The sequence below is a fragment of the Paraclostridium bifermentans genome, from assembly GCF_019916025.1.
GTDB classification, from domain to species: domain Bacteria; phylum Bacillota; class Clostridia; order Peptostreptococcales; family Peptostreptococcaceae; genus Paraclostridium; species Paraclostridium bifermentans.
Genome location: NZ_CP079737.1, coordinates 898,681 through 924,931, shown reverse-complemented (window position 1 = coordinate 924,931; position 26,251 = coordinate 898,681). Strand labels below are relative to the sequence as shown.

Genomic DNA, 26,251 nt, shown 5'->3' with positions numbered 1-26,251 from the left:
TTGTTACATTATAGATATTAATTGCAGATAAAAAAGGAGTGTGTATATATATGCGCAGATATAACTTTAAAGAAATCAATGATGTTTATGGAAAAATTAGCCCTTTTGAATTTAAAGACAAGTTAATAAAGCTTGCTAAGTTCAGAGCTATGGAAAGCGGAAGGAGAGTTTTAGATGCTGGTCGTGGAAATCCAAACTGGACAGCAGCAACACCTCGTGAAGCATTTTTTACATTTGGGCAATTTGCAGTTAACGAAACTCGTAGAACTTGGAACGAAGGCGATTTAGCTGGTATGCCAAAAAAAGAAGGAATCGCTACTCGTTTTTATCAATATATTTATGACAATTTAAATATGCCTGGAGCTAATTTGGCTAAAGATATTGTTGATTATGGAATAGAAGAATTTGACTTTGATCCAGACTCTTGGGTATTTGAATTAGCTGATGCAATAATAGGTGATAACTATCCATCTCCTGATAGAATACTTGTTCATATAGAGCAAATAGTTACTAAGTATTTAATAAAAGAAATGAAATACGATACTAAAAAAGGTGGTCCTTTAAGCATCTTTGCGGTAGAAGGTGCAACAGCTGCTATGTGTTATATATTCGACTCTTTAATGGCTAATGAGTTATTAAGAAAAGGTGATAAAATAGCTATTATGACTCCTATATTTACACCTTATTTAGAAATACCACATTTACCAAGATATAACTTTGATGTAGTTTTTATAAATGCAGATGAAATAGATGAAAATAATAATCACACTTGGCAATATTCTAAAAAAGAATTAGAAAAACTTTATGATAAATCTATAAAAGCTTTATTTTTAGTTAACCCTAACAATCCAGCATCTATAGCATTAGATGAAAATAGCTGTAATAATTTAGTTGATGTTGTTACAAATCATCATCCTAACTTGATGATAATATCTGATGATGTTTATGGAACTTTTGTACCTGGTTTCAAATCTTTAATGGCTAGCTTACCTTATAACACTATAGGAGCTTATTCATTCTCTAAATACTTCGGTGTAACTGGTTGGCGTTTAGGTACTTTAGCTTTACATGAAAATAATGTATTTGAAAAACTTATAAATGAATTACCTGATGACTTAAAAGCATCTGTAAATAAACGTTATAGTGATATGAGTTTAAACCCAGATAAAATATCATTTATGGACAGAATAGTTGCAGATAGTAGAATGGTTGCACTTAACCATACTGCTGGTTTATCAACTCCTCAACAAGTTCAAATGGCATTTTTCTCAGCATTTGCTTTAATAGATAAAGAGGATAATTATAAAGGCGTAAATATATCTATATGTAAACGTAGACAAAAGCTTTTCTATGATGCTTTAGGAGTAGAGTTAATAGAAAACAAAAACGATGCTTCTTATTATGTAATATTCGATATAATGAAGTGGGCTACAAATAACTATGGTGAAGATTTTGCTAATTTTATAAAAGACAATTATAAGCCTGCAGACATGTTATTTAAGCTAGCTAACAATTACTCTATAGTTTTACTAAGTGGTCATGGATTCTTTGGTCCTGAGTGGTCTGTTAGGGTCTCATTAGCAAACTTAGATGATGAGTCTTATACATTCATAGGAAATTCAATAAAAGAAGTATTAAGCTTTTATGTATATACATGGAAAAAAAATAAATAACAACAAAAAATAGCTTCTAACTTTAGAAGCTATTTTTTATTATTTTTATTATTTTTATTTTTTATTATTTAATCTTTCCTCCCAGAAAGTTGCATTTTTTATACCAAGTTTAATTGGATTAAAGTCAATTTTTTCTCTAGGTATTCCAAGCTTCTTTTGCTCTTCATAATCTTTTAGTGCTATAAGTGCTGGTTTTGCAATTATTAATATAGCTATTATATTTATCCAAGCCATAACACCTACACCTATATCACCTAAAGTCCAAGCTAATGTAGATGTTTTAACACATCCATAATATGTTGATGCTAGTATAACTACTTTTAATATATTTATTAATACCTTTTTAGTTTTTTCGTTATTGTTTAATATTCTCTTTGCTAAATAAGCTAAGTTAACTTCTGAAATATAATAATATGCCATAAGTGTTGTAAATGCAAAGAAGAAAAGAGCTACAGCAACAAATGCTGATCCAAATCCAGGTATCAATGTATCTACTGCACTTTGTGTAAAGGCAGGCCCAACTTCAACCCCAGGTAAATTTTGAACAATAAATTGATTGCTTGCATTATATACATTATATTTACCTGTCATTAATAACATAAATCCAGTAGCTGAACAAACAAATAATGTATCTACATATACAGAAAATGCTTGAACAAACCCTTGTTTAGCAGGATGAGATACTTCTGCAGCTGCAGCTGCTTGTGGCCCTGTACCTTGCCCAGCTTCATTAGAGTACACCCCACGTTTTACTCCCCAAGCTATAGTAGAACCTAAAATACCTGCAAATGCCTGCTCTGCTCCAAATGCTGATTTAAATATTAAAGTTATAACTTCTGGCAATTTTTCAATATTTACAGCTATAATAACCAGTGCCATTAATATATATGCTAACCCCATAAATGGTACAATAAGTTCTGCTGAAGAGCTAATTCTTTTTATTCCACCAAATATAATTAATCCAAGCAGTATTATAATTCCTAATCCAGATATAGACTTACTTATTCCAAATGCATTTTCTATTCCCGCTGAAATTGAATTTGATTGTACTCCTGGAAGAAAAATTCCCATAGCAATTAGCGTTGCTACTGCAAATAATACAGCATACCATTTAACTCCCATACCTTTTTCGATGTAGTATGCAGGTCCTCCTCTATACTCACCATTGTCTTCTTCTTTGTAAATCTGAGCTAATGTAGATTCAACAAAAGCTGATCCAGCTCCTAGAAATGCAATGGCCCACATCCAAAATAAAGCTCCTGGCCCTCCCATAGCAATAGCTGTAGCAACTCCTGCTATATTACCAGTACCTATCCTTCCTGCCAATGATGTGCAAAGCGCTTGAAATGATGATATACCTTTATCCGATTTTTCGCCTTTTGCCAAAAGTACTACCATCTCATTTAAGTGTCTAACCTGTAAGAATCTTGTTCTTAACGAGAAATATAATCCTGTTCCTAAGCATAATGCAATAAGTGCATTACTCCATAAAATGTTATTGATGGAATTTATTATACTTTCCATAAGCCCTCCTATATTTTTAGAAATTTTTAATTTCTTAATAGAATATATTCAGACTTATGAATTTGTTTCCATTTTTTCTTTCATTTTATATAGTTTATTAATTAACTATCGTCTCAGGCTGTACCTTATTTGATATCTACCAATTTTACATTCACCACACTTTAATCGTTCGGTTATTTCACTTTTGTTCTTACCAAAAAAATCCGCACAATCATCTAATGATCTAAACACGTCTATGACTTCATTTTTTTTATCTACAAGTTCAATTTTTTTCTTACCACCACGACGAATTATTTTACCATACTTCTTATAGTAATCATCATATTCATCATCCATGATTTCAAATTTATAGTGCATATGCACTGGCTCTATTTTTTCGCTACATAGAATTTCTTCTCTTTTTTCTTCATCCATATCAGGATTCCATAATTCATTATGTAAAAAATTAAATATTTCAACTATATTTTTATCTCCCATAGATTTATTACTTACATCTAATTTAAGTTTTTTACTTAAAAAGTTTACAGCTTCTCCAAAAAAATCAGTATATCCATATTCTAAGTTTTCTTTTATATATTGAATTGGAACACTTAATGATTTACTACACTCTTTATAGCTTTCAAATATGATCTCATCATTTGTGTAAACATCTATAGCTTTTATTCTTTTTTCTCTTTGTATTTTTATTGATTTTACATATTGTTTTTCTTCTTCTGAAATTTCTACTGTACCATTTTCTTCTTTAGTTATATTTATATTATCTTCACAGTTTATTTGTTTTTTTACAACAACTTGATCCTCTAATTGTATATCCTCAACTTTTTCATTTTTCATTTCAATTACATCTTTAATTATATTATTTTCTAATTCTTTACTATTTAAATTTATATCTACATCTTTGTTTTCATCTATAGTTTGGACATCAAAATCAGTAGTGTTTTCTTCTTCTACTTTATCTTTAATTTCAACTTCTTCTGTAGATGTTTTTTCTTCTTTAGTAACTTTTATAAAATTTAATAATTTCTTGAACAATACTTGTACCTCCCATGTCTTTTGTATCTTTAATTAGCTTTAGTACTATTATAGTATACTAAATATTTGTTTATTTATATATAAAAATATACTCATTTGTCAAAATAAGTATATTTTTATATATAAATAAATACACCTACTAATTTAATAGTAGGTGTATTTTTCTATAATATAGCTAAAATATTAGCTTGCTTTTCTATTATTATCACTATTCTTTACATGTTTCTTTTCGTATACATAGTATAATAAGAATCCAACTAATCCAAAGAATACTGGTCCAGCTATCATAGTTAATGTATCTGCTAGTCCTTCTGGAGAAGTTAATGATGGTTGTATTATAGTGAATACGTTAGCAAATCCAACTAATATACCTATTATTACAGCGAAAGTTGTTGCCATTCCAACACTCTTATAAACTACGAATGCTTTATCAACTTTACCTTCTAATTGCTTTTTCTTAAATGCAGGGAATGCACTTGATAAGAATAAGTAAGGTATTGTCATTGCAACGTTAGTCATAAGTACTAGTAAAGCGAAGAATTTCTCTGCACTCTTACCACCAAATGATACAACAAGTATCATAACTACAACTATTATAGCTTGAACTTTCATAGCATTTATAGGCATTCCGTCTTTTATTTCTCCTAATTTACCAGGCCATACTTGCTTTGGTGCTCCTTCTATAAGAGTCTTTAATGGAGAATAAGTTAATGTGAAGAATGCTCCTGATAATGCTAAGAACATTGATAATCCAACGAATCTAGCAACCCAAGCACCCATAGTTAATGCTACTGATTGGCTAGCTCCAAATGCCATACCTAATTGGTATCCTAAGTTTTGCATTAATACATAAGCAACGTTAGCCATGTTTACATTTTGTCCTGATAATACTTCACTCCAGTTAGTGAACATACCACAAGCAAATATACCTATTGTATATCCTACAGATATTACTATAGCTGCTAAAGTAAGACCTTTAGGGAAAGTTTTTTCAGCATTTTCAGTTTGGTCAACTAATCCACCTAAAACTTCTAATCCTCCAAATGCAAATATTGCAAATGTTAAGAATGATAATACAGTTAATGGTGTTTGATAACCTGGGTTTGGAGAAGTTGTAAACGCTTTAACTACGTTTGTTACAGGCTCTTCAAATTGTCCTTTATTCATTATTACGACTAAAACCCCACCTACTAGTAAAACTATATTTAATAATGCAACTGCTGTACCACCTACAGAAGTAACCTTAGTTATCTTCTCTATACCTTTAGTTGATACATAAGTAACTAATATTATCCATAATGCTCCTAGTATTCCTAGTGTTTGAACTGAACTTAATCCAAATAAAGACCAGTTAGCTGTAGCATCATATCCAAATATTGCGTTTGATAATGGGATCCATAAAGTTGATGCAACGTTTACCATCCAAATAATATAAGATGCATACCACATAAATGTTCCTACGAATGCATATTTAGGTCCTACAGATTTTTCCATCCATGAATACATACCACCTGATTCTTTTTTGAATGCAGATCCGTATTCAGCCATCATAAATGCATACGGTATAAAGAATAAAATTGCACTTAATAAATACCAAGGTATTGCTGCGTATCCCATTAGGAAAAACGCTCTCGGCATGTTAGCGAACCCGAATACAGATGTGAATATCATAAGTACTAGGGGCACTAATGTTAATTTTTTAGCATTGTTAGTATTTCCTGCCATTTGTTTTCCTCCTCATGAAGTATAATAATACTGTTTACATCAAAGGTCATTTTGTTAGATTTCTATCTATTTAAATGTTTAACCTTTTCCGCTTTACATATAATATCATAATTCTACAAACTTTCCAATACTTTTTAACTTAAATTGAATTTTCAGATTTTATTAACTTAATTTAACAAAAACCTACATTTTACCTTATATTAATGGCTATTTTTTATTTTTAATATTATTTAGTATTTCCTCTATATTTTTAAATATTTACATATATATATATCAAATATTTCCTTTATAATTTGTAAGTTCAAATTTTAAAATTTAATTTTAAATCACAAAAAAATAGAGGTTAAAAACCTCTATTTTTTATACATTTAAATCTATTTTCATTCCTATAGAATCTTTATACTCGCTTATAGCAGGATTTATTACATCCTCAACAAACTCAACAACTTGTTTTGGAGCTCTTCCTACAAAGTTTTTAGGATCCATTATTGATAGAATTTCTTCTTTTGACATCTTAAATGTATCACAATCTATAAGAATTAACTCTAATAAGTTATTATCTTTTCCTTCTTGTTTAACTCTCTTTGCAGCTCGCATTGAATATTCTCTTATAACTTCATGTAACTCCTGTCTATCTCCACCTCTTTTTACAGCTTCCATAAGAATAGTCTCTGTAGCCATAAAAGGTAATTCTTCATTTATATGTTTATTTATTATATTTTCATAAACAACAAGACCGTTAGTTACATTTATACCTATTTCAAGTATAGCATCTACTGCCATAAAAGCTTGAGGTATAGCTAATCTTTTATTTGCAGAGTCATCTAAGCTTCTTTCTAACCATTGAGTAGCTTGCACTAATGCAGGACTTAAAGATTCCCCTATAACAAATTTAGATAATGAAGCTATTCTTTCACTTCTCATAGGATTTCTCTTATATGCCATTGCAGATGATCCTATTTGATTCTTCTCAAATGGTTCTTCTAACTCCTTTAAACTTTGTAAAAGTCTTATATCGTTAGTCATCTTATGCATACTTTGAGCTATACCTGATAAAATAGATATAACTTGGTAGTCTAACTTTCTAGTATATGTTTGTCCACTTACTGCATATGATGCTTTATAACCCATCTTCTCGCATACAAGTTTATCTAATTCTTTTACTTTTTCATCATCACCTTCAAATAGACTTAAGAAACTAGCTTGTGTTCCAGTTGTTCCTTTTACACCTCTAAGCTTCATATTTTCTATTCTAAAGTTTAAATCTTCTAAATCTATTACTAAATCTTGAGCCCAAAGACATGCTCTTTTTCCTACTGTTGTAAGTTGAGCTGCTTGGAAATGAGTAAATCCTAAAGTTGGTATATCTTTATTCTCTAAAGCAAACTCTTTTAAATTATTTATTAAGTTTACTAATTTTATTCTTATAAGTTTTAATGCTTCATTCATTTGAATTACATCCGTATTGTCTCCAACATATGCACTAGTTGCTCCTAAATGTATTATTCCTTTGGCACTATCACATTGTAATCCATAAGCTTTTACATGACTCATAACATCATGTCTTACTTCTTTTTCTATTTTTCTAGCTTCATCAAAATTTATATTGTTGATATTAGCTTTTAATTCATTTATTTGTTCATCTGTTATATTAAGCCCTAACTCTTTTTCTGATTCAGCTAATGCAACCCAAAGTTTTCTCCATGTAGAAAATTTGCATTGTGGAGAAAATATATAACTCATATCTTTACTGCAATATCTATCTATTAATGGATTTGCATATGTACTATATTTATTTTCCATTCTATTTAGCACCTTCCTTGTGTCTTTATATTATTATTATAATTTTAATTATATATAATTAAACGAACAATAACAAGTTATTTTTTATTTATGTTCATTTTATCACTTGATATAATATAATCAATACTCTCACTATCTACAAAGTTAAGTACATATTTATATCTTATTGCATAATATTTATCACTCCAACCAAGTTGATTTTTCACTTCTTCCTCTCCAGCACCAAGCCTTAAACTTATAGCTGCAAATGAATGTCTAAAATCTTTTGCTGAATAATTGCTAAGTCCTGCCATATCTAAGGCTTTTTTCACAATTATTCTTACATTTCTATCTGTTATAGAATTTCTTTGTTGGCTAGTAAATACAAAGTCTTCTGTTGGCATTATACACGACGGCAGTCCTTGATATATTCTATATTCTTCTATTTTAGAAAAGCAATGTGGGTGTAATTTTACAACCCTTTCCTTTCTACCTTTTCCTAACCTTACGTATGCATTGTTGTTTTCATCAACCATTAAATCTTTCCACTTTAAATTTACTAATTCATTTAGTAAGCATCCAGTCGTTATGAGAAATACCATTATTAATCTATCTCTCATATTTAATCTGGGCAACGTATCTATAATTTGGTTTATTTCTTGGATACTAAGAACGTCATCCTTAGTTTTTATTCTACTTACTTTTGGTTTTTTAACTAGCTTAAAAGGGTTAATTTCTATGTACTCTTCATTTTTCATATAATTGTAAAAACTATGTAAGTAACTATATATTTTTTCTGATGTAGATTTTGCATAGTTATCTTTTACAAATTCTATAAATCCACTACAATCTTCTTTAGTTACACTTACTAAGTCTTTATTATTTACGTATTCTTTAAATAATATAACTTTGCTTAAGTAGTCATGCTTAGTTGCTGGATTATGCTTTTTTGAAAATCCTTTAAAGATTTCATATTCATATTCATTTAAAATTGCATTTTCTTCCATGTGTAGTCCCCCTGTCTTTTTATAATTATTAAATTTCTAACTTATTTTTAAATACCTTTTTAAAATATTGAATATATTTATTAATATTGGTATACTTTAACGTATGGTTAAATTAGTTTAAATTAGGAGGTAGTTAAAATTGTTAGAAATTTTTAAAGCCATTATACTTGGTATAGTTCAAGGTATAACTGAGTGGCTACCTGTAAGTAGTACAGGTCATCTTATATTAGTTGAACAATTCGTTAAATTTGATTTATCGCAGGTGTTTGTAAGCACATTTATGGTTGTAATCCAATTAGGTTCTATACTTGCTGTTTTAACACTGTATTTTAAAAAATTAAATCCTTTAGATTCTTCTAAAACAGAAAAAGAGAAAAAGGATACAATTAACTTATGGATTAAAGTTATTATAGCAGTAATTCCATCTGGAATACTAGGAGTTTTATTTGATGATGCTATAGACTCATTATTTTTCAACCCTACAACAGTTTCAATAACGCTTATAGTTTATGGGGTTATAATGATATTAATTGAGAACAGAAATAAAAAACCTAAGGTTAATGATTTTTCACAACTTACATATAAATTAGCTTTAGGAATAGGACTATTCCAATGTTTAGCTTTAATACCAGGTACTTCAAGATCTGGATCGACTATTATAGGTGCTGCATTATTAGGTACATCTAGATATGTAGCTGCTGAGTTTTCATTCTTCTTAGCAATACCTACAATGTTTGGTGCAAGTGCACTTAAACTTGTAAAAACTGGTGCTGCCTTCTCTGGATTTGAGTGGTTAGTATTAGGTGCAGGATTTGTAACAGCATTTATAGTTTCTGTATTTGCTATTAAATTCTTAATGGATTATATCAAGAAACATGACTTCAAGGCATTTGGTTACTATAGAATAGTACTTGGTATAATAGTATTTGCATACTTTACATTTTTAATATAAATAAAAGAAGCACTATGTGCTTCTTTTATTTTTTTGACTCTACCAATAACCTTATGATGTCACTTGCACCTTCATTAAAAGTAGTTATAATGCTTAAGTAATCTGTAGCTCTATTTATAGCAAGATATACTTTATTTAAATCTCCTACAAAGTCATTAACTTGATAGTCTTGACTTATATCATTAATACTATGGTTATATAGCATTTCTAATTCACAAAATATAACAGCTTTATATTCTAAGTTTTTTATAGTATATATATTCGCTATTGTAACTCCCGCTTTTTTTGCTACATTAGTTAATTCATCATCCCCATATATATATGGTATTTCATTCTCTTCCAAGTCTTTCTTCAACATATATTGGAAATATATAGTTTTCCCATTCTTTAATTTTTTCTTATTAAATGGATATACAATTGCTATATCAGAATAACTAAGTCCCTTTTGTGTAGTTAAATATTCAATTTCCCATATTACAGAACTTATTTGTTCTTCTATATCAGAAACTTTTATTATATCTACAGCCTTATTACTCTTTCTAATGTAGTTTGATAAATAATACATATCATTTGCAACATTAGGTCTTATGCTTTTTATATAATCATTTGAATTTTTATCAAAATTATTTACAAATTCAACTAAATTATCGCTCTGCCTATAGTTATCATTTAATTCTATTACATCATTGAACTCTATATTGTCCCAAGAGTTTTTAAATATACTTAAATTACTAAATATATTTAATCCTTTGCACTCAAATGCATTAAATATATACTTAGATTTATATAAGAAGCTTCTTATAAAGTCAATCTGATCTGGCTCGAAACATTCAATTTCATCTATAAAGATTCCTTTGAACATACTTTTATTTTTTACAGTATTTTTAGCTTGTAAAACAAGATTCTTATATACCTTATCCGGAGTATTTTTTAGCATATTATAATCAAACACCAAGTTGTATGCTTTTGCTAATTTAAATAAGAAAGAAGTAAATGTATGAATCTCTATATTGTTGTTATCTTTATATAAAATATCTAATCTTTCTTTCAGCTCATTTCTAAGCTGTTTTGTATAAGTAAATATTACAAATTTATGGTGTGGATATATTCTAGCTAATTTTATAGCTCTTGCTAATAATATTGTAGTCTTTCCACATCCAGATGCTCCTTTATATAAGGTATCTCCATATTTAACTGAGGCAACTTTTTCAATTTGATTTCTTTCTAGCATAGTAGCCGTATAACTATAATCTTCATTTGAAAAAGATATTTTCTTTAAATTTTTATTTAAATTAAGATTATTATTTATCACATAATATTCAGGACAAATTTGTAACATAAATAAGTTAAGTAAAATTTCATCATTTGGATTTCCTAAATATTCATCTATGCTAATTTCATAGTTCATTATTTTGTATAACTTCTCTTTATCTATTATATTATTTTCTACAAAGTCATTATCTCCATTATCATATATAGATACGTGGGGCATTATAAATATGTAGTTATATTCAATATCATTACCTATTTTGCTCATTTGCTTTCTTAAAAGATCATATTCTTCTTCCATTACCTCTAACAATTCATCTTCTAATAGCATAAACAAATCTTCTGTTGTATCCATAAATTTTATAAACAAAACTCTCTTATCTTTTATATATAAAAGATCTGTGTTTATTCCTTTAAAAGGAGTCACCTTTGGCACTACATTAGCTTCCTCTTTCATACTTTGATAAAAAACCTTTTCAAATGCTTTTATCTTTAATGCATCTAGCTCGGAATTTATATTTATGTACTGGCTCAATTTCTCATCCCCCTCATTTTATATAATTATATCATTTTAAATAGTTTTTTGCTATATTTGATATATTTAATATATTATTTCCATTTATTATTTCCATGAAACATCCTTATTACTCTTTTTTTATAAAAATTTGCTTAAGCGTAAAAAATAGGTACTATTTAAAGTACCTATTTTTTATGATTTATAATGGCTCTCTAACCATATATTCATTTTTCTTCTTATTTCATTTTTCTTTACCTCTTCAAAATCAGCATCACTTATACTGTAACTTTGAACTAATTTATCCACATTAGGAGGATATTCTAAGAAATTTCCATTTTTATTTTCAAATCCAATACTCATTATATCGTAATTATCTTCATTTTTATTTACAACAACTCCATATTCAACATCTTCATTTTTGTTGCAATTTGATATTTTTACATATTGATTTTTAGCAAGAGTATTTAACATATCATTTCTCCTTTCATTTTTTCTTTATTATTATTATCATTTTATAATTTTTTATTATATAGATTTATAAACTTCTTCCTTTACCAGAATCCATTAGATTTATTAAATTCTCTGGATATGGATTAAATATACTTTGACTTAAAATTTTTTCGTCTTCAAATCTAGCTGCATATATTTTCACATTATTTAAAGCTGTACTAAGTGGTATTTTCCCTTTGCTATACTTAACTATATTATCAACAAACACTTCTTTTTCTTTTAAAGATAAGTATTCTTCATATTTATTATATATATCTAAAATAGTTTGAATATTTTTTTTGGTATTTCTGTTTTTATTTAAAAGTTGAAATAATGTTTTTTGGTAATTTTCATATTCTTCATTTTTACACATATTGTTTAAATGACTAAAAATTTTAACATCATAATTTTTTAATAGCAATTCATTATTTTGATGAAATTTTTTTATATCACTTTTTCCATTTTTAAAGTTATTTATTATAAATAATTTAGTCAAAAATTCATCTCTTATTAAATAATTTTTAAGTCTGCCTTCATTTTCTATAGGCAAATAACCATGTGAATTTAATATTTCATCTGCGAAAAATCCATTGCTCTCATTAGTTAAAGTTGATTGCCCACTTTTATGATACACTTTAACATCTCTTATACCGCATGAAGGTGATTTACTTTTTAATATACATCCATCAATATCTTCCAATTTAGAAATGTAATTTTGAGAAAAATTTTTCATCTGGTTAGTATAATCTTTATTACTTTTCGGTTGAATAAGTTTTTTTTCATTATTATAGTCAACAATTCTTATAACTTCTCTAGGTGTAGAAAGTCCTATTTCAACTTCAGGACATACTGTACGAAATTCAACATAATCTTTTAAAGAGTCAATGAACTTACTACTTGATCCTTGTCCATTGTATCTACAATTTTCAAATCCTAAACATTTACTGATTAATAACTTTGGACGTCTCATAATTATATCTCCTATTATGTTTATAAATTTTAATATTAGTATTTTAATCTTATTTAAAATAAATTATTCTTTTTATTTAATTCAAAAATCAAAAAAGCGAATATATCATTTGATATATTCGCTTAAATTATTTTCTTATTTAGCGTATTCTATTGCTCTTGTTTCTCTTATTATGCTAACTTTGATTTGTCCAGGATACTCTAATTCATCCTCTATTCTCTTAGTCATATCTCTTGCTAATAAATGTATGTCTTCATCATTTACATTTTCTGGCTTAACCATTATTCTGATTTCTCTACCAGCTTGTATTGCAAACGATTTATCTACGCCATCATATGAATTAGCTATTTCTTCTAATTTCTCTAAACGTTTGATATATGCTTCTAGTGTTTCACGTCTAGCTCCAGGTCTTGCAGCTGATATAGCATCTGCAGCTGTAACTAATACAGCTTCTATAGTTTGTGGCTCATAATCTCCATGGTGAGTGCTCATAGCATGTATAACATCTTTAGATTCTTTGTATCTTCTAAGTAAGTCCATACCTATCTCAACATGAGTTCCTTCCATTTCATGGTCAACTGCCTTACCTATATCATGAAGTAATCCAGCTCTCTTAGCTAATTTCACGTCTGCTCCTATTTCGGCAGCCATTATACCAGCTATATGAGCTACTTCTATAGAATGTCTTAAAACATTTTGTCCATAACTTGTTCTATAGTTAAGTCTACCTAGAAGTCTTACTAATTCTGGATGTAATCCATGAACCCCTGTTTCAAAAGTAGCTTGTTCTCCAAACTCTTTTATTATATTGTCAACTTCTTTTCTAGCTTTCTCAACCATTTCTTCAATTCTTGCAGGATGTATTCTTCCATCTGCGATAAGCTTTTCAAGCGCAATTCTTGCAACTTCTCTTCTTATAGGATCAAATCCAGATAATATTACTGCTTCTGGAGTGTCATCTATTATTAAATCTATTCCAGTAAGAGTCTCTAATGTTCTAATATTTCTACCTTCTCTACCTATAATTCTTCCCTTCATTTCATCGTTAGGAAGGTTAACCACTGTTACAGTAGTTTCTGCCACATGATCGGCTGCGCATTTTTGTATAGCATATCCTATTATTTCTCTAGACTTCTTATCTGCTTCATCTTTAGCTTGAGATTCTATTTCTTTAATCATTATAGACATCTCTCTTCTTACTTCTCTTTCAGCATTAGTTAATATAATTTCTTTTGCTTGGTCTGAAGTTATTCCAGATATGCTTTCTAATTTTTCTAATTGTTGAACTTTAATCGCTTCAACGTTTTCTTCTTTTTTCTCAATTTTTTTAAGTTTATCATTAAGAACTGTTTCTTTATTCTCTAGAGCTTGAAGTTTTTTATCTAAAACCTCTTCCTTTTGAATTATTCTTCTTTCAAACTTTTGAACTTCAATTCTTCTTTCTTTGTTCTCTTTCTCTGCTTCATTTCTCCACTTATGGATCTCTTCTTTTGCTTCTAATAGTTTTTCTTTTTGTAAAGTTTCTGCATCTTTTTTTGACTTATCTATTATATCATCGGCCATCTTTTCAGCTTGACCAATTTTAGCTTCAGATATGTTTTTTCTTACAAAATAACCAACTATAATACCCACAAATATTCCCAATAAAGCGCCTATTATTGCCTCTATGACATCCACCTCCTTTGTTAAATAAACCGTCAACTACAGTATTTATAACATCTATTTTTATAAACTAAATAAGAATATTTTATTCTTATTTAATTTTATAATTTTTTCAATCTGGTGTCAAGTTAATAGGAGGTATACAAGCGATTATTCTCCAATATTTTCTACTGAATCTTCATTTTTATCTGCGCTGTCTCTATTTTCATCTAATTTGTAATATTTTCTTACTAAACCTTCTACTTCTTCTGTTAAATCCTTATTATCTTCTAAGAACTTTTTAACATTTTCTCTACCTTGTCCTAATCTAGTCTCATTATAACTATACCAAGCTCCTGATTTTTTAATTATGTCTAAATCTGCAGCTATATCTAATAGGTCCCCAACCTTTGATATACCTTCTCCATACATTATGTCAAATTCACATTGTTTAAATGGAGGTGCAACCTTGTTTTTAACAACTTTTACTCTTGTTCTACTTCCCATAACTTTATCGCCTTGTTTTATAGTGTCTATTTTTCTAACATCTAGTCTTACTGAAGAGTAGAATTTAAGAGCACGACCACCTGTTGTAGTTTCTGGGCTACCAAACATAACTCCAACTTTCTCTCTTAACTGGTTTATAAATATTGCTACACAATTAGATTTTTTTATAGATCCTGTTAGCTTTCTTAAAGCTTGTGACATAAGTCTTGCTTGAAGACCAATATGAGAATCTCCCATGTCCCCTTCTATCTCAGCTTTTGGAACTAATGCTGCTACTGAGTCAACTACTATTATATCTATAGCACCACTTCTTATAAGTGCTTCTGCTATTTCTAATGCTTGTTCTCCTGTATCTGGTTGTGAAACTATTAAGTTATCAACGTCTACACCTAATGCTTTTGCATATACTGGATCTAATGCATGTTCAGCATCTATAAACGCTGCTATTCCACCTTGTTTTTGAGCTTCTGCTACTGCATGTAAAGTAACTGTTGTCTTACCAGAAGATTCTGGCCCATATATTTCAACTATTCTACCCTTTGGAAGACCTCCTATACCTATAGCTATATCAAGTCCAATAGAACCTGTTGGTATAACATCTATAGCCATACCCTTAGCTTCTCCAAGTTTCATTACAGATCCTTTACCAAAATCTTTTTCTATTTGAGATAACGCTGAGTTCAGCGCTTTTAATTTTTCATCTTGTATTCCTGCCATTTATGTTACCTTCCCTTCTAAAAATCATTTATTAAAATTTTACTTAAAGTAAAACATTCATCAAACACTTGTTCTATATTTATTATATATTTTTTATGACTCAAAGTCAATTAAATAATACCTTATTAGTATTAACTTTAATTATATCAATTTATACATATTTTTCCATAAGTTTAAATTATATTAATTTTACAGGCTGACTATAATTTTTTAATAATTATAATTTAAGCTAAAAAAATGGATAACTATAGTTATCCATTTTTTATATTATTATTTACTTTCCATAAATAAATTTTTATTTTTATAAACATACTCCCATCCTGAGTAAAGAGTAAGTAATGTAGCTATTAATATAGTAAATTTACCTATATTTAAAAATACAGGATTACCTGTATGCGCACCTAGTAAAAGAATTACTATAGCTACCATTTGTGAAATAGTTTTTAATTTTCCTCCAGAACTTGCAGCTATTACTTTTCCGTCTGCAGCTGCAATTGCTCTTAATATACTAACTGTAAGTTCTCTAGCAACAATTATAATAACCATCCAAGCAGCCACTAAATCATACTCTATCATTGTTGTAAGAGCTGATATTACAAGCAGCTTATCAGCAAGAGGATCCATAAATTTACCAAAGTCAGTTACTAAATTGTATTTTCTAGCTATATGACCATCCATAGCATCAGTTACAGATGCTACTATAAATATCATACAAGCTATTAAAAATTTACTTGGTAAATTTAACATCATTACTATTATAAAAACTGGTATTAAAAATATCCTAAATAAAGTTAATTTATTAGGCAAGTTCATTAACTACATCTCCCATCAAATCATACTCTAAGGCATTATTTATTTTTACTTTTACAAATGATCCTATTTCAAGTTGATTTTCAGACTTAACATAAACTATACTGTCTATTTCCTCTGCATCTCCTTGAGTTCTACCTATATATACCTTATCTTCAATTTGCTCTTCGATTAAAACTTCATATTCATTATCAATTTTTTGTACATTTAAATTTTGTGATATTTCTTGCTGAACTAACATAAGTTGATCTCTTCTTTGTAGTTTTACATCTTCATCTAAATGATTAGGAAGTTTATCCGCTGGAGTATCTTCCTCTCTAGAGTATGCAAAAGCTCCTAGTCTATCAAACTTCATATCTTTTGCAAATTCAACTAATTCATTAAAATCTTCGTCAGTTTCTCCAGGGAATCCAACTATTATAGTTGTTCTTAATGTAGCATCAGGTATATATTTTCTTATCATTTCAACTTTAGATTTAATGTCTTCTTTAGTCGTGTGTCTATTCATTAATTTTAAAACTTTATTACTTGCATGTTGTATAGGCATATCAAAATAATTACATATGTTATCATATTTTTTAATTACTTTTACAAGCTCTTCAGTTATTGATTCAGGATATGAGTACATTATCCTTATCCATTTTATTCCATCTATTTGTGCAAGTTCTTCTAATAATTGTGGAAGTTTAACTTCTCCATATAAATCTAACCCATACTTTGTAGTGTCTTGAGCTATAACTACTAATTCTTTTACTCCTTTAGAAGCAAGATCTTTAGCTTCTTTTATTATATCTTCCATTTTTCTACTTCTATATCTACCTCTTAATTTTGGTATTATACAATAAGTACAGTGATTGTCACAACCTTCACCTATTTTTAAATATGCCATATATTCTGGAGTTGTAACATATCTTGGAAGATCTTCATTGTAAGCAAATTCAATATCATTTAAACTTACTATGTTATTTTCCTTTTCAAGGTTTGCTATTATTTCATCTATTTGTTGGTAACTTCCTGTTCCAACTATAGCATCTATTTCTGGAATTTCTGCTTGTAATTCCTTAGCATATCTTTGAGCTAAACATCCTGTAACTATAAGTAACTTTAAATTTCCGTTTTCTTTTAATTGAGCTAAGTCTAATATAGTATCTATAGATTCTTGTTTTGCTGATTCTATAAATCCACAAGTATTTACTAAAATTATATCGGCTTCCTCAAACTCACCTACTAATTTATATCCTTTTCTATTTAAAATCCCCATCATTATTTCTGCATCTACTAAATTTTTAGAACATCCTAATGACTCTAATGCTATTTTTAACATTTAATTTGCTCCTTCCTTCGCTGCCTTATGAAAATCTATTAACTCTAAAACTGCTTCTTTCATGTTATCACAATTAAGAACTCTATTGTACTCATATTTTTGAACTGAATGCCCATACAGCGCATCATAATAATCTACTAAATAATGTTCTACAACTTGATCGTATTTACCTTCATTAAATAATTCAATATAATAATCAACTTTTTGATTTCCTAGTCTTTTTCTAAATTTATTAATACACTGTATTAATGCTTCAAAGTTCTTATTCTCTGTATATATGTAGTCTCTACATAATCTATCTACTCTAGACTTTACACTACATTCTAATAATATATGGTATCCGTCCCTTACTATACCTTCATATATTTCATGAGGTACGTTAACATGTCCGACTCTTTTACTTTCACTTTCTATAAATATATAGTTACTTTTTGAAAAATATAGTTTTTCAAAAATATTAGTTTCAAAATTCTTTTGTGTAGGAGGTTTTTCGTTAAACATTATAAATCCAAATGTAGATCCACTATTTTTAGCTAAACCTTCTAAGTCTATAATATCTATCCCATTTTCTTCTAACATAAGTAATGCATCTGTTTTTCCAACACCAGTTAACCCATGAAGAACTATAAATTCTTTTGTATCCATAACTGTTTTAAAGTAATCTAATACAAAGTTTCTGTATGCTTTATATCCACCTTGTAATTGATATACATTTACACCTAATGTTGAAATCATATTTACTAAACTTCCACTTCTCATGCCGCCTCTTGCACAGTATATAACTATATTTTCATATTCATTGGCTAAACTTAAAACTTCCATGTACATATGTTTTAACTTGTCTTTTACATAGTCAAATCCCTTTTGTACAGCTTCTTGTTTTCCTTGCATCTTATATATAGTTCCTATATCTTTATGCTCATCATCATTAAATAGTGGCATATGAAAAGCATCACGTATGTGGTCTTCTTCAAATTCCGCTTGCGTTCTAACATCTATAAATATAGTATTTGGTAGATCTAACGCACTCTTTATGTCTATTGTCTTCAAATTTATTCACCCTCTAAATTTTCTAAGTCTTGTTTACTTACTAAAACCTTTCTAGGTTTACTTCCTTCACTTTGACCAACTATAGATCTCTCTTCCATAGAATCTATAAGTCTTGCCGCTCTATTAAATCCAATTTTAAATTTTCTTTGAAGCATAGAAGCTGAAGCTTGTCCACTTTCAACTACAAATTCTATTGCATCTCCTAAAAGTTCATCAGCATCGTTATCTTGCTCTTTAGATATTTTAGCTATACTATCTACTATGCATTCTTCATATTTAACTTCTTCATTAACTTGACTCTTTACATAATCTACTACTCTTTCTGATTCTGATTCTGATATAAACGCACCTTGTAATCTAACTGGTTTAGCTGCTCCTAAAGGATAGAATAACATATCGCCTTTTCCTAGAAGTTTTTCTGCTCCACCCATATCAAGTATAGTTCTAGAGTCCGTTTGAGATGAAACTGCAAACGCAATTCTAGATGGAATATTAGCTTTTATAACTCCAGTTATAACATCTACTGAAGGTCTTTGTGTAGCAACTATTAAATGCATTCCTGCAGCTCTTGCCATCTGAGCTAATCTACATATATAATCTTCAACATCACTAGCACTAACCATCATAAGGTCTGCAAGCTCGTCTATTATTATTACTATCTTAGGAAGTTTTTCTTCACTTTTTTCATTATAACTTGTTATGTCTTTTACACTTGATTCTGCAAATAATTTATATCTTCTATTCATTTCAGTAACTGCCCAGTTTAAAGCATTAGCAGCTTTTTTAGGATCAGTTACAACTGGTATTAATAAATGTGGTATTCCATTGTAATTTGCAAGTTCAACAACTTTTGGATCTATTAGTAAAAATTTAACTTCATCTGGGTTTGCTTTATATAAAATACTGTTTATTAAAGTATTTACACACACACTTTTACCAGAACCTGTAGATCCTGCTATAAGTAAATGAGGCATTTTCCCAATATCAGCTATTATAGGTTTGCCAGCTATATCTTTTCCAAGTCCCATAGCTAATGGTGATTTAAAATTATTAAATTCTTCACTTTCAAGAACTTCTCTTAAAGTTACCATTTGAGCTTCTTCATTTGGAACCTCTATACCAATAGCACTTTTACCTGGTATAGGAGCTTCTATTCTTATACTTTTTGCCGCTAAGCTAAGGGCTATATCATCTGTTAAGTTAACAATTTTACTAACTTTAACACCTGGACTTGGCTGAATTTCATATCTAGTTATAGTAGGTCCAACAGTAACTTGATTTACTTTCGCTTCAACTCCAAAGTCAGATAGAGTCTTTTCTAATAATGAGGCATTTTTTAAAACTTTTTTCTTGCTTTTGTCATCAGTCTTTGAATCTATTTTATTTAATAGCTCAATACTAGGTTTTGTATAATTTTCATATTTAGAATTTGTTTGAATCCCAATAGGCTGTGTACTTTCTATATTGCTTTCTTTTACACTTGTAACCTCTGTTTTTTGCGTAGGTTTAGCCTTTTGTAATTCTTTTAAAACTTCTAATTCAGGCATACTTTGAGTGCCCTCTAATATTTCTAAGTAATCATCTTCAGCTTTATTAAATCCAACAATTTTTATTGTTTTATCATTGTCGTATTCTTCAATATTTTTTTCTTTATCCTTAGATTTATTTGACTTATTTTTTAAGTCATTCTTTGTTACCATAGTATTTTCGTCAACTTCTTCAGTTACCATGTTAACCATAGCATTTTTTAAACCTTTAGCTTTTTCTTTAAAAGTAAGATTACTATCTTTACTGTTTTTAGCTTTTGCTTTTATAGTATAAATTAAGTCTTTTAAAGATATATTAAAAGTAAATAGACCTGTTATTAATAATGCAAATATACTTATTAGCCATGCTCCTGTTACACCTAAAATCTTTGTAACGTAATATGTGATAAATGTAGCTATAAGTCCACATCCTTCACCTTGAACCGCAGCTTTACTTACTTCTTTAATTACATACGAATTGGTCGGACTATCTATAGGTAAATTTTTAGCATTTAAAAGTCCGTAGAATATGAATATAAAAAACACACCTAAATAGTATATTTTAGCATTTTTAATTCTGTATATATATTCATTCTTCTCGAAAAACCCTAAGATACCACTAATAATGATTATAAACGGAATTGCTACTGCTAATCCTCCAAATAATCCTTTAAATATATTTTGAATAACCGTACCTAATAACCCCATTGAACTAGAGTTTAAACTATATAATAAAAATATACCAATAAATATAGTTATAAGGTTATTGTACTCAGCTGAAAAACTTGATTCTATCTTCTTTTTCTTTTTAGATTTTTTCTTAGCCATCAATCTCACCTCTTAAAAATAAATTTATACAAGAATTAATAAATTCCAAAATCATAGCAAAAAGTGCTAATGTATTTAAACACTAACACTTTTATATCTTTTAATTATATCATATTTTATGTTATTTAAACAAATTTTATTTAATTACATTGTTGTTACTATCATTATCGTCTTCATTAATTAATTCTCTTAATTTAGCCATTGCCTCTTTTAATCCGCCAACTTCATCAATAAGACCACAATCAACTGCCTCTTTACCTATTAAAACACTACCCACATCACTTACTAATTCCTCTTTTGAATGCATAAGCTTTTCTAATTCTTCTTTTTCTATATCTGAAGTTCTAATTATAAATCTAGTTATACGCTCTTGCATTTTTTTAAAGTATTCAAATGTCTCATTAACTCCAATAACAAGTCCATTTGTTCTTATAGGGTGAACAATCATAGTTGCAGTTGGAGCTATAAATGAATAATCACCTGCAGTTGCAAGCGGAACTCCTATACTATGACTACCTCCTAATACTAATGTTACTACTTTTTTAGATACACTATTCATAAGTTCTGCCATAGCAAGTCCAGCTTCAACATCTCCTCCAACAGTGTTTAAAATTACTAATACCCCTTTTATATTTTGATTTTCTTCTATTTCAAACAACATAGGTATTATATGTTCATATTTTGTAGATTTTTTTTGTGGGTTTCCTGCAAAGTGACCTTCAATTTCACCAATTATAGTTATACATTGTATGTCCTTTATATTTTGGTTGGGCATATTAGGAACACCCATTTGTTTTATATTTTGTATATCTTCACTTTCTTCTTCTCTCTCATCATCTTCTTCTGACTTTAGCTGTATTTTTCTATTTTTTTCATCATTGAAAAGATTCATATGTAGCCTCCTTCTAAGACTTATTTTTATCTACTTTTCTTTTGGATGTTTACTTATAGGTCTTGATGTATTTTGAGCTACTGATCCACTTTTTCTAGGTCTAGAGTTAGCTGGTAAATTTAGTTCTTCTGCAAATTCTAATTTAGTATTTGGCTGTTTATTTTTTATTTTTTTATTAGACATAAAAAAATCCTCCTATTTGTTTAACTTTACATATAAGTTAACCAAAAAAGGAGGATATTATTAATTTAATTTAAATTCATCATGTATAGCATGAACAGCTGATTTCATATCTTTTTCTTCAACTAAACAAGATATAGTCATGTTTGAATCCGATGTTTGTAATAAGTTTATTTTAGCTTTAGATAAAGCTCTTACAATCTTTGCCATAACTCCAGGAATACCTGTCATTTTTGTACCTATAAGAGTTACTTTTGCACAGTTTTCTTTAACAGTATACTCAAGGTCATGATTATTAAGTATATCTTTTAATATATTTAACTTTTCATGGTCTATTACAAAAGCTTTTTCTTCAACGAAAAAGTTTATCATATCTAAACTAATTTCATTTGATTCAATTTCATTCATTATATCTGTAAATATATCTTCTTTAGATTTAACTTTTATTTGAGTAATTCCATTTTTATGTGCTACTGCAGTCATAGTGTGTAAAGATTTTGCTTCTTTGTTTACTTCAAATTTAGGGCTCATCCCGCTTATTCTAGTACCTGGATGAGATGGGTTTAAAGTATTTTTTATATTTAAAGCTATAGATCCGCTTTTTGCAATTTCAACAGCTCTTGGATGAATTACCTTTGCACCTTTATCTGCCATTTGAAAAACTTCTTCATAATTTATATAATCTAAAACTTTAGCTTCCGGTTCTACTCTAGGATCTGCTGTCATTATTCCATCAACGTCTGTATAAATTTCAACAGTTTCACATTCTAAAGCTTTACCTATAGCAACAGCAGATGTATCGCTTCCACCTCTACCAAGAGTTGTTACTTCTCCACTTTCTGTAGTTCCTTGGAACCCGGCTACAATAACAACTTTACCTTCATCTAATTCTTTATATATTCTTTCTGGTTTTATATCTAATATTCTTGAATCTGAAAATTTCCCATCTGTATATATACCAGCTTGACTACCAGTTAAAAATACTGCATCTATCCCATTTCCTTTTAGCATATTAGTAAGTATAGTTCCTGATATTATCTCTCCACAAGACATTATTAAATCCAATTCTCTTTTAGAAGAATTTTCATTTACATTTTTACACAGATTTATCAATGTATCAGTTGCATATGGAGCTCCTTTTCTTCCCATAGCAGAAACTACTACAACTAAGTCTAATCCTTTTTCTTTATAGTTTTTTATTATATTGCAAACTTGTTGCATTTTTTCATAAGATTCCACAGATGTCCCACCAAATTTTTGAACTACTATCGTCATATTATCCTCCTAGTAAACTCCTTCGTATTCTATTATAATCATGTCATTACCAATTTTTTTTACATTTCTCCATGGTACTTCTAGTACCGATTTATCTTTTCTAAATCCTAAAAATCCTCTTTCCCTAGGGATTAATAAAGCTAGTATTTTTCCTGTAGTGTCTTCAATTATAAGGTCGCACTCTCCAACAACTCCTAATCTTTCTCCTGTAACTAAGTTTACAATCTCTTTACCTGCTACTTCAGATAAATTCATAAGTATCCCCCCATATAAACTAATATGTATCCAATATAGATAACCTTGATTATATGTCTAGTCTAGTTAGTCTAAAGTTATACCCTCTACATCTCTTCCTACAATACAGACTCCAATATTTTCTCTATTAAATACCTTGTCTATAATTAAGTCTATTCTAGCCTTGTCAATATTATTTATACTTTCTATGATATCATTAGGATTTTTCACCTTTTTTGTTAATACCATTGCTTTACCAATTGACATCATTCTGCTGCTAGTACTCTCTAATCCAAGAATATAACTTCCTTTTAACTGTTCCTTACTTTCTTTTATCTCTTTATCTGTAAGATGATTCTGTCTTAGGTTGTCAATTTCTTCTAATACTAAATTATATACTTTTTTTAGATTTTCGTTACTCATACTAGCATAAATTCCAAGTTCTCCGCTTTTCCTATAAAGGCTAGGTGCAGAGTATATTGAGTATACTAGTCCTTTATTTTCCCTTATATTTTGAAATAATCTTGAGCTTATACTTCCTCCGAAAATATTATTTATTATAGATAATGCATAGGCATCTTCTCTATACTCTAGAGGAATAGCTTTTAAACTTATCGCTAAATTAACTTGTTCTGTATCTTTGTTTCTAGCTATAAAGCACGGATGAAACTCAGGTTCAGTTATTTCGATATCTACATTTCCCATTGGTAAATCTTTAAACTTGGATTCTATTAAATTTACCATTTCTTCAAATTTAAAGTTTCCACTTATAGATATTACAGAGTTACTTGCTACATAATACTTATTGAAATAATTTTTTATAGTATTTCTATTCATATTATATAACGATTCTTCCGTCCCTATTATATTCATACCTAAGGCATCAGTTTTGTATATTCCTTCCATAAGAAGATCGTACACTAAGTCCTCAGGAGAATCTTCATACATTTTTAATTCTTCTATTATAACTTGTCTTTCCTTATCTATATCCTTTTCATCAAACAAAGGATTTAAAAACATATCACTTAATATATCAATTCCAATGTCTATATGTTCATCTAATAACTTTACATAATAACAAGTACATTCCTTACTCGTAAAAGCATTTATTTGACCTCCTAAGTTATCTATAGTGCTTGCGATTTCTTTAGAAGTTCTATTTTTACTACCTTTAAAAAGCATATGTTCTATAAAATGCGATATCCCACCTAGCTCTTCATTTTCTATTCTAGACCCTGCATTTACCCAAACACCTAATGTTATAGATTTTAGATAAGGTATTTCTTCCCCTATTATTGTTAGTCCATTACTCAATGTGTGTGTTTTATACATACTCATCCTCCAATTTTTGTGCATTAAAATATTTATGATAATCATATAAGCTTTTTATCTTAATCAATGTCTTTTAAATTATAAGTTAGTAAAGTCAATTATTCAATATCAAAATAATTTTATAAATTAAATACATCACTAAGTTTACCTGGCTTTAATTCCTTTTCTTCTATGATTTTTATTATATCATCAATTCCCTCTGCACTTGCATATGTAGGATGCATAAGTATTATGCTAGAATCTTTCATATCTTTAGATTTAACCCTTTGTATAATAACTTCAGGTTCTTGTCTATTTTTCCAATCTATTGTGTCTATATCCCATTTATAAGGTATATAACCCAAGTCGTTACACGCTTTTACTGTGTCTTTATTAAATGATCCTCCTGGAGCTTGAAAAAACTTAGTTTCTGTTTTTGTTATATTTTCAATTATTTCTTTTGATGTCTTTATTTGTTCGTAGTTTTTATCATAGTCTAAAGTTCCATAATCTAGATGTTTGTATCCGTGATTTGCAATTTCATGTCCCTTTTTTTGAATTTCTAATAAAAGTTCAGGATTTTCTTCTGCCCATCTACCTGTTACAGCAAAAGTTATTTTAGCCTTTTTTTCATCTAATACCTTTAAAATTTTTTCTAAGTATTCAGTTTCCCAACCAAGGTCTACGTTGCAACTTATTGCAACGTATCCACTTTTTTCTTTTGTTCCACTGTAATATGGCTCACCAGCTCTATAAAACATGTTAAACGTAGGCTTAGCTTTATCTTTTGTCATAAATGCAACACCTATAATTGCTAATATTATAACTAATACTATTATGAAAATTTTTTTTAGCTTTTTTTTATTAAGAACCATCATTATCATAAAAGTCCCTCCCAATATGTACAATTTATTTATTCATTAAATTGTATTAGGACAGTTTACCTTTTATGCATTTTTATTATATATTATATATTTAAACTTCCCTATAACTTAAATTGCTTTTATCATTGCAAA

22 protein-coding genes are annotated in these 26,251 nt (G+C 28.7%); 2 read left to right on the top strand and 20 right to left on the bottom strand.

Features of this window, described 5'->3' with window-relative positions:
* Positions 1-50: 50 nt before the first annotated feature.
* Positions 51-1,673, top strand: coding sequence for an aspartate 4-decarboxylase (gene aspD, locus KXZ80_RS04485; RefSeq protein WP_021432261.1), 1,623 nt, complete (start codon positions 51-53; stop codon positions 1,671-1,673).
* Between the two features lie 54 nt (positions 1,674-1,727).
* Here aspD and KXZ80_RS04480 read toward each other — a convergent pair whose 3' ends face one another.
* From KXZ80_RS04480 to KXZ80_RS04460, 5 genes are all read right to left on the bottom strand, one after another.
* Positions 1,728-3,197 carry an alanine/glycine:cation symporter family protein gene (locus KXZ80_RS04480; protein WP_021432260.1) on the bottom strand — a complete coding sequence of 490 codons (1,470 nt, stop codon included), beginning with the start codon at positions 3,195-3,197 and terminating at the stop codon, positions 1,728-1,730.
* 105 nt (positions 3,198-3,302) lie between these two features.
* A complete protein-coding gene (locus KXZ80_RS04475) occupies positions 3,303-4,229 on the bottom strand; it encodes an NUMOD1 domain protein (protein ID WP_021432259.1) in 927 nt (308 codons plus the stop codon).
* A gap of 183 nt (positions 4,230-4,412) precedes the next feature.
* Positions 4,413-5,954, bottom strand: a complete 1,542-nt coding sequence (yjeM, locus tag KXZ80_RS04470; RefSeq protein ID WP_021432258.1) for a glutamate/gamma-aminobutyrate family transporter YjeM — start codon at positions 5,952-5,954, stop codon at positions 4,413-4,415.
* Between the two features lie 360 nt (positions 5,955-6,314).
* The gene (gene purB, locus KXZ80_RS04465) at positions 6,315-7,757 is read right to left on the bottom strand and encodes an adenylosuccinate lyase (RefSeq protein ID WP_021432257.1); all 1,443 of its coding nucleotides are present in this window, start codon (positions 7,755-7,757) and stop codon (positions 6,315-6,317) included.
* Between the two features lie 77 nt (positions 7,758-7,834).
* Positions 7,835-8,743, bottom strand: coding sequence for a tyrosine-type recombinase/integrase (locus KXZ80_RS04460; RefSeq protein ID WP_021428859.1), 909 nt, complete (start codon positions 8,741-8,743; stop codon positions 7,835-7,837).
* 139 nt (positions 8,744-8,882) lie between these two features.
* On the opposite strand from KXZ80_RS04460, the gene KXZ80_RS04455 reads away from it, so the two are divergent.
* A complete protein-coding gene (locus KXZ80_RS04455; protein WP_021428909.1) occupies positions 8,883-9,695 on the top strand; it encodes an undecaprenyl-diphosphate phosphatase in 813 nt (270 codons plus the stop codon).
* A gap of 25 nt (positions 9,696-9,720) precedes the next feature.
* On the opposite strand, the gene KXZ80_RS04450 is transcribed toward KXZ80_RS04455, so the two are convergent.
* The 15 genes from KXZ80_RS04450 to KXZ80_RS04380 all read right to left on the bottom strand — a co-directional run bounded on the left by KXZ80_RS04450 (position 9,721) and on the right by KXZ80_RS04380 (position 26,119).
* On the bottom strand, positions 9,721-11,499 hold the full coding sequence (locus KXZ80_RS04450; protein ID WP_021432256.1) for a UvrD-helicase domain-containing protein: 1,779 nt from the start codon (positions 11,497-11,499) through the stop codon (positions 9,721-9,723).
* A gap of 174 nt (positions 11,500-11,673) precedes the next feature.
* The gene (locus tag KXZ80_RS04445) at positions 11,674-11,952 is read right to left on the bottom strand and encodes a hypothetical protein (protein WP_021432255.1); all 279 of its coding nucleotides are present in this window, start codon (positions 11,950-11,952) and stop codon (positions 11,674-11,676) included.
* 64 nt (positions 11,953-12,016) lie between these two features.
* The gene (locus tag KXZ80_RS04440) at positions 12,017-12,940 is read right to left on the bottom strand and encodes a DUF523 and DUF1722 domain-containing protein (RefSeq protein WP_021432254.1); all 924 of its coding nucleotides are present in this window, start codon (positions 12,938-12,940) and stop codon (positions 12,017-12,019) included.
* 135 nt (positions 12,941-13,075) lie between these two features.
* The gene (rny, locus tag KXZ80_RS04435) at positions 13,076-14,617 is read right to left on the bottom strand and encodes a ribonuclease Y (protein ID WP_035114117.1); all 1,542 of its coding nucleotides are present in this window, start codon (positions 14,615-14,617) and stop codon (positions 13,076-13,078) included.
* A gap of 135 nt (positions 14,618-14,752) precedes the next feature.
* Positions 14,753-15,805 (bottom strand): recombinase RecA, encoded by a 1,053-nt coding sequence (gene recA, locus KXZ80_RS04430; RefSeq protein ID WP_021432252.1) that lies wholly within the window; start codon positions 15,803-15,805, stop codon positions 14,753-14,755.
* 270 nt (positions 15,806-16,075) lie between these two features.
* Positions 16,076-16,618, bottom strand: coding sequence for a CDP-diacylglycerol--glycerol-3-phosphate 3-phosphatidyltransferase (gene pgsA, locus KXZ80_RS04425; RefSeq protein ID WP_021428714.1), 543 nt, complete (start codon positions 16,616-16,618; stop codon positions 16,076-16,078).
* Entirely contained in the window at positions 16,605-17,939 is a 1,335-nt protein-coding gene (gene rimO / locus KXZ80_RS04420; protein WP_021432251.1) for a 30S ribosomal protein S12 methylthiotransferase RimO, read from the bottom strand. The genes pgsA and rimO overlap by 14 nt, the downstream gene beginning before the upstream one ends.
* Entirely contained in the window at positions 17,940-18,989 is a 1,050-nt protein-coding gene (gene mnmH / locus KXZ80_RS04415; RefSeq protein ID WP_021432250.1) for a tRNA 2-selenouridine(34) synthase MnmH, read from the bottom strand. It lies immediately after the preceding gene.
* A gap of 2 nt (positions 18,990-18,991) precedes the next feature.
* Positions 18,992-21,343 carry a DNA translocase FtsK gene (locus KXZ80_RS04410; protein ID WP_021432249.1) on the bottom strand — a complete coding sequence of 784 codons (2,352 nt, stop codon included), beginning with the start codon at positions 21,341-21,343 and terminating at the stop codon, positions 18,992-18,994.
* A 136-nt stretch (positions 21,344-21,479) separates the two neighbouring features.
* Positions 21,480-22,235 (bottom strand): ClpP family protease, encoded by a 756-nt coding sequence (locus KXZ80_RS04405; RefSeq protein WP_021432248.1) that lies wholly within the window; start codon positions 22,233-22,235, stop codon positions 21,480-21,482.
* Positions 22,236-22,265: 30 nt separating this feature from the next.
* On the bottom strand, positions 22,266-22,418 hold the full coding sequence (locus KXZ80_RS04400) for a hypothetical protein (protein WP_021432247.1): 153 nt from the start codon (positions 22,416-22,418) through the stop codon (positions 22,266-22,268).
* Positions 22,419-22,478: 60 nt separating this feature from the next.
* A complete protein-coding gene (gene dapG / locus KXZ80_RS04395) occupies positions 22,479-23,690 on the bottom strand; it encodes an aspartate kinase (RefSeq protein ID WP_021428850.1) in 1,212 nt (403 codons plus the stop codon).
* Between the two features lie 9 nt (positions 23,691-23,699).
* Complete coding sequence (locus KXZ80_RS04390; protein ID WP_021428747.1) at positions 23,700-23,945, bottom strand: YlmC/YmxH family sporulation protein; 246 nt, start codon at positions 23,943-23,945, stop codon at positions 23,700-23,702.
* Between the two features lie 66 nt (positions 23,946-24,011).
* A complete protein-coding gene (locus KXZ80_RS04385; RefSeq protein WP_021432246.1) occupies positions 24,012-25,256 on the bottom strand; it encodes a M16 family metallopeptidase in 1,245 nt (414 codons plus the stop codon).
* Between the two features lie 119 nt (positions 25,257-25,375).
* Positions 25,376-26,119 carry a polysaccharide deacetylase family protein gene (locus tag KXZ80_RS04380; RefSeq protein WP_021432245.1) on the bottom strand — a complete coding sequence of 248 codons (744 nt, stop codon included), beginning with the start codon at positions 26,117-26,119 and terminating at the stop codon, positions 25,376-25,378.
* Positions 26,120-26,251 lie beyond the last annotated feature (132 nt).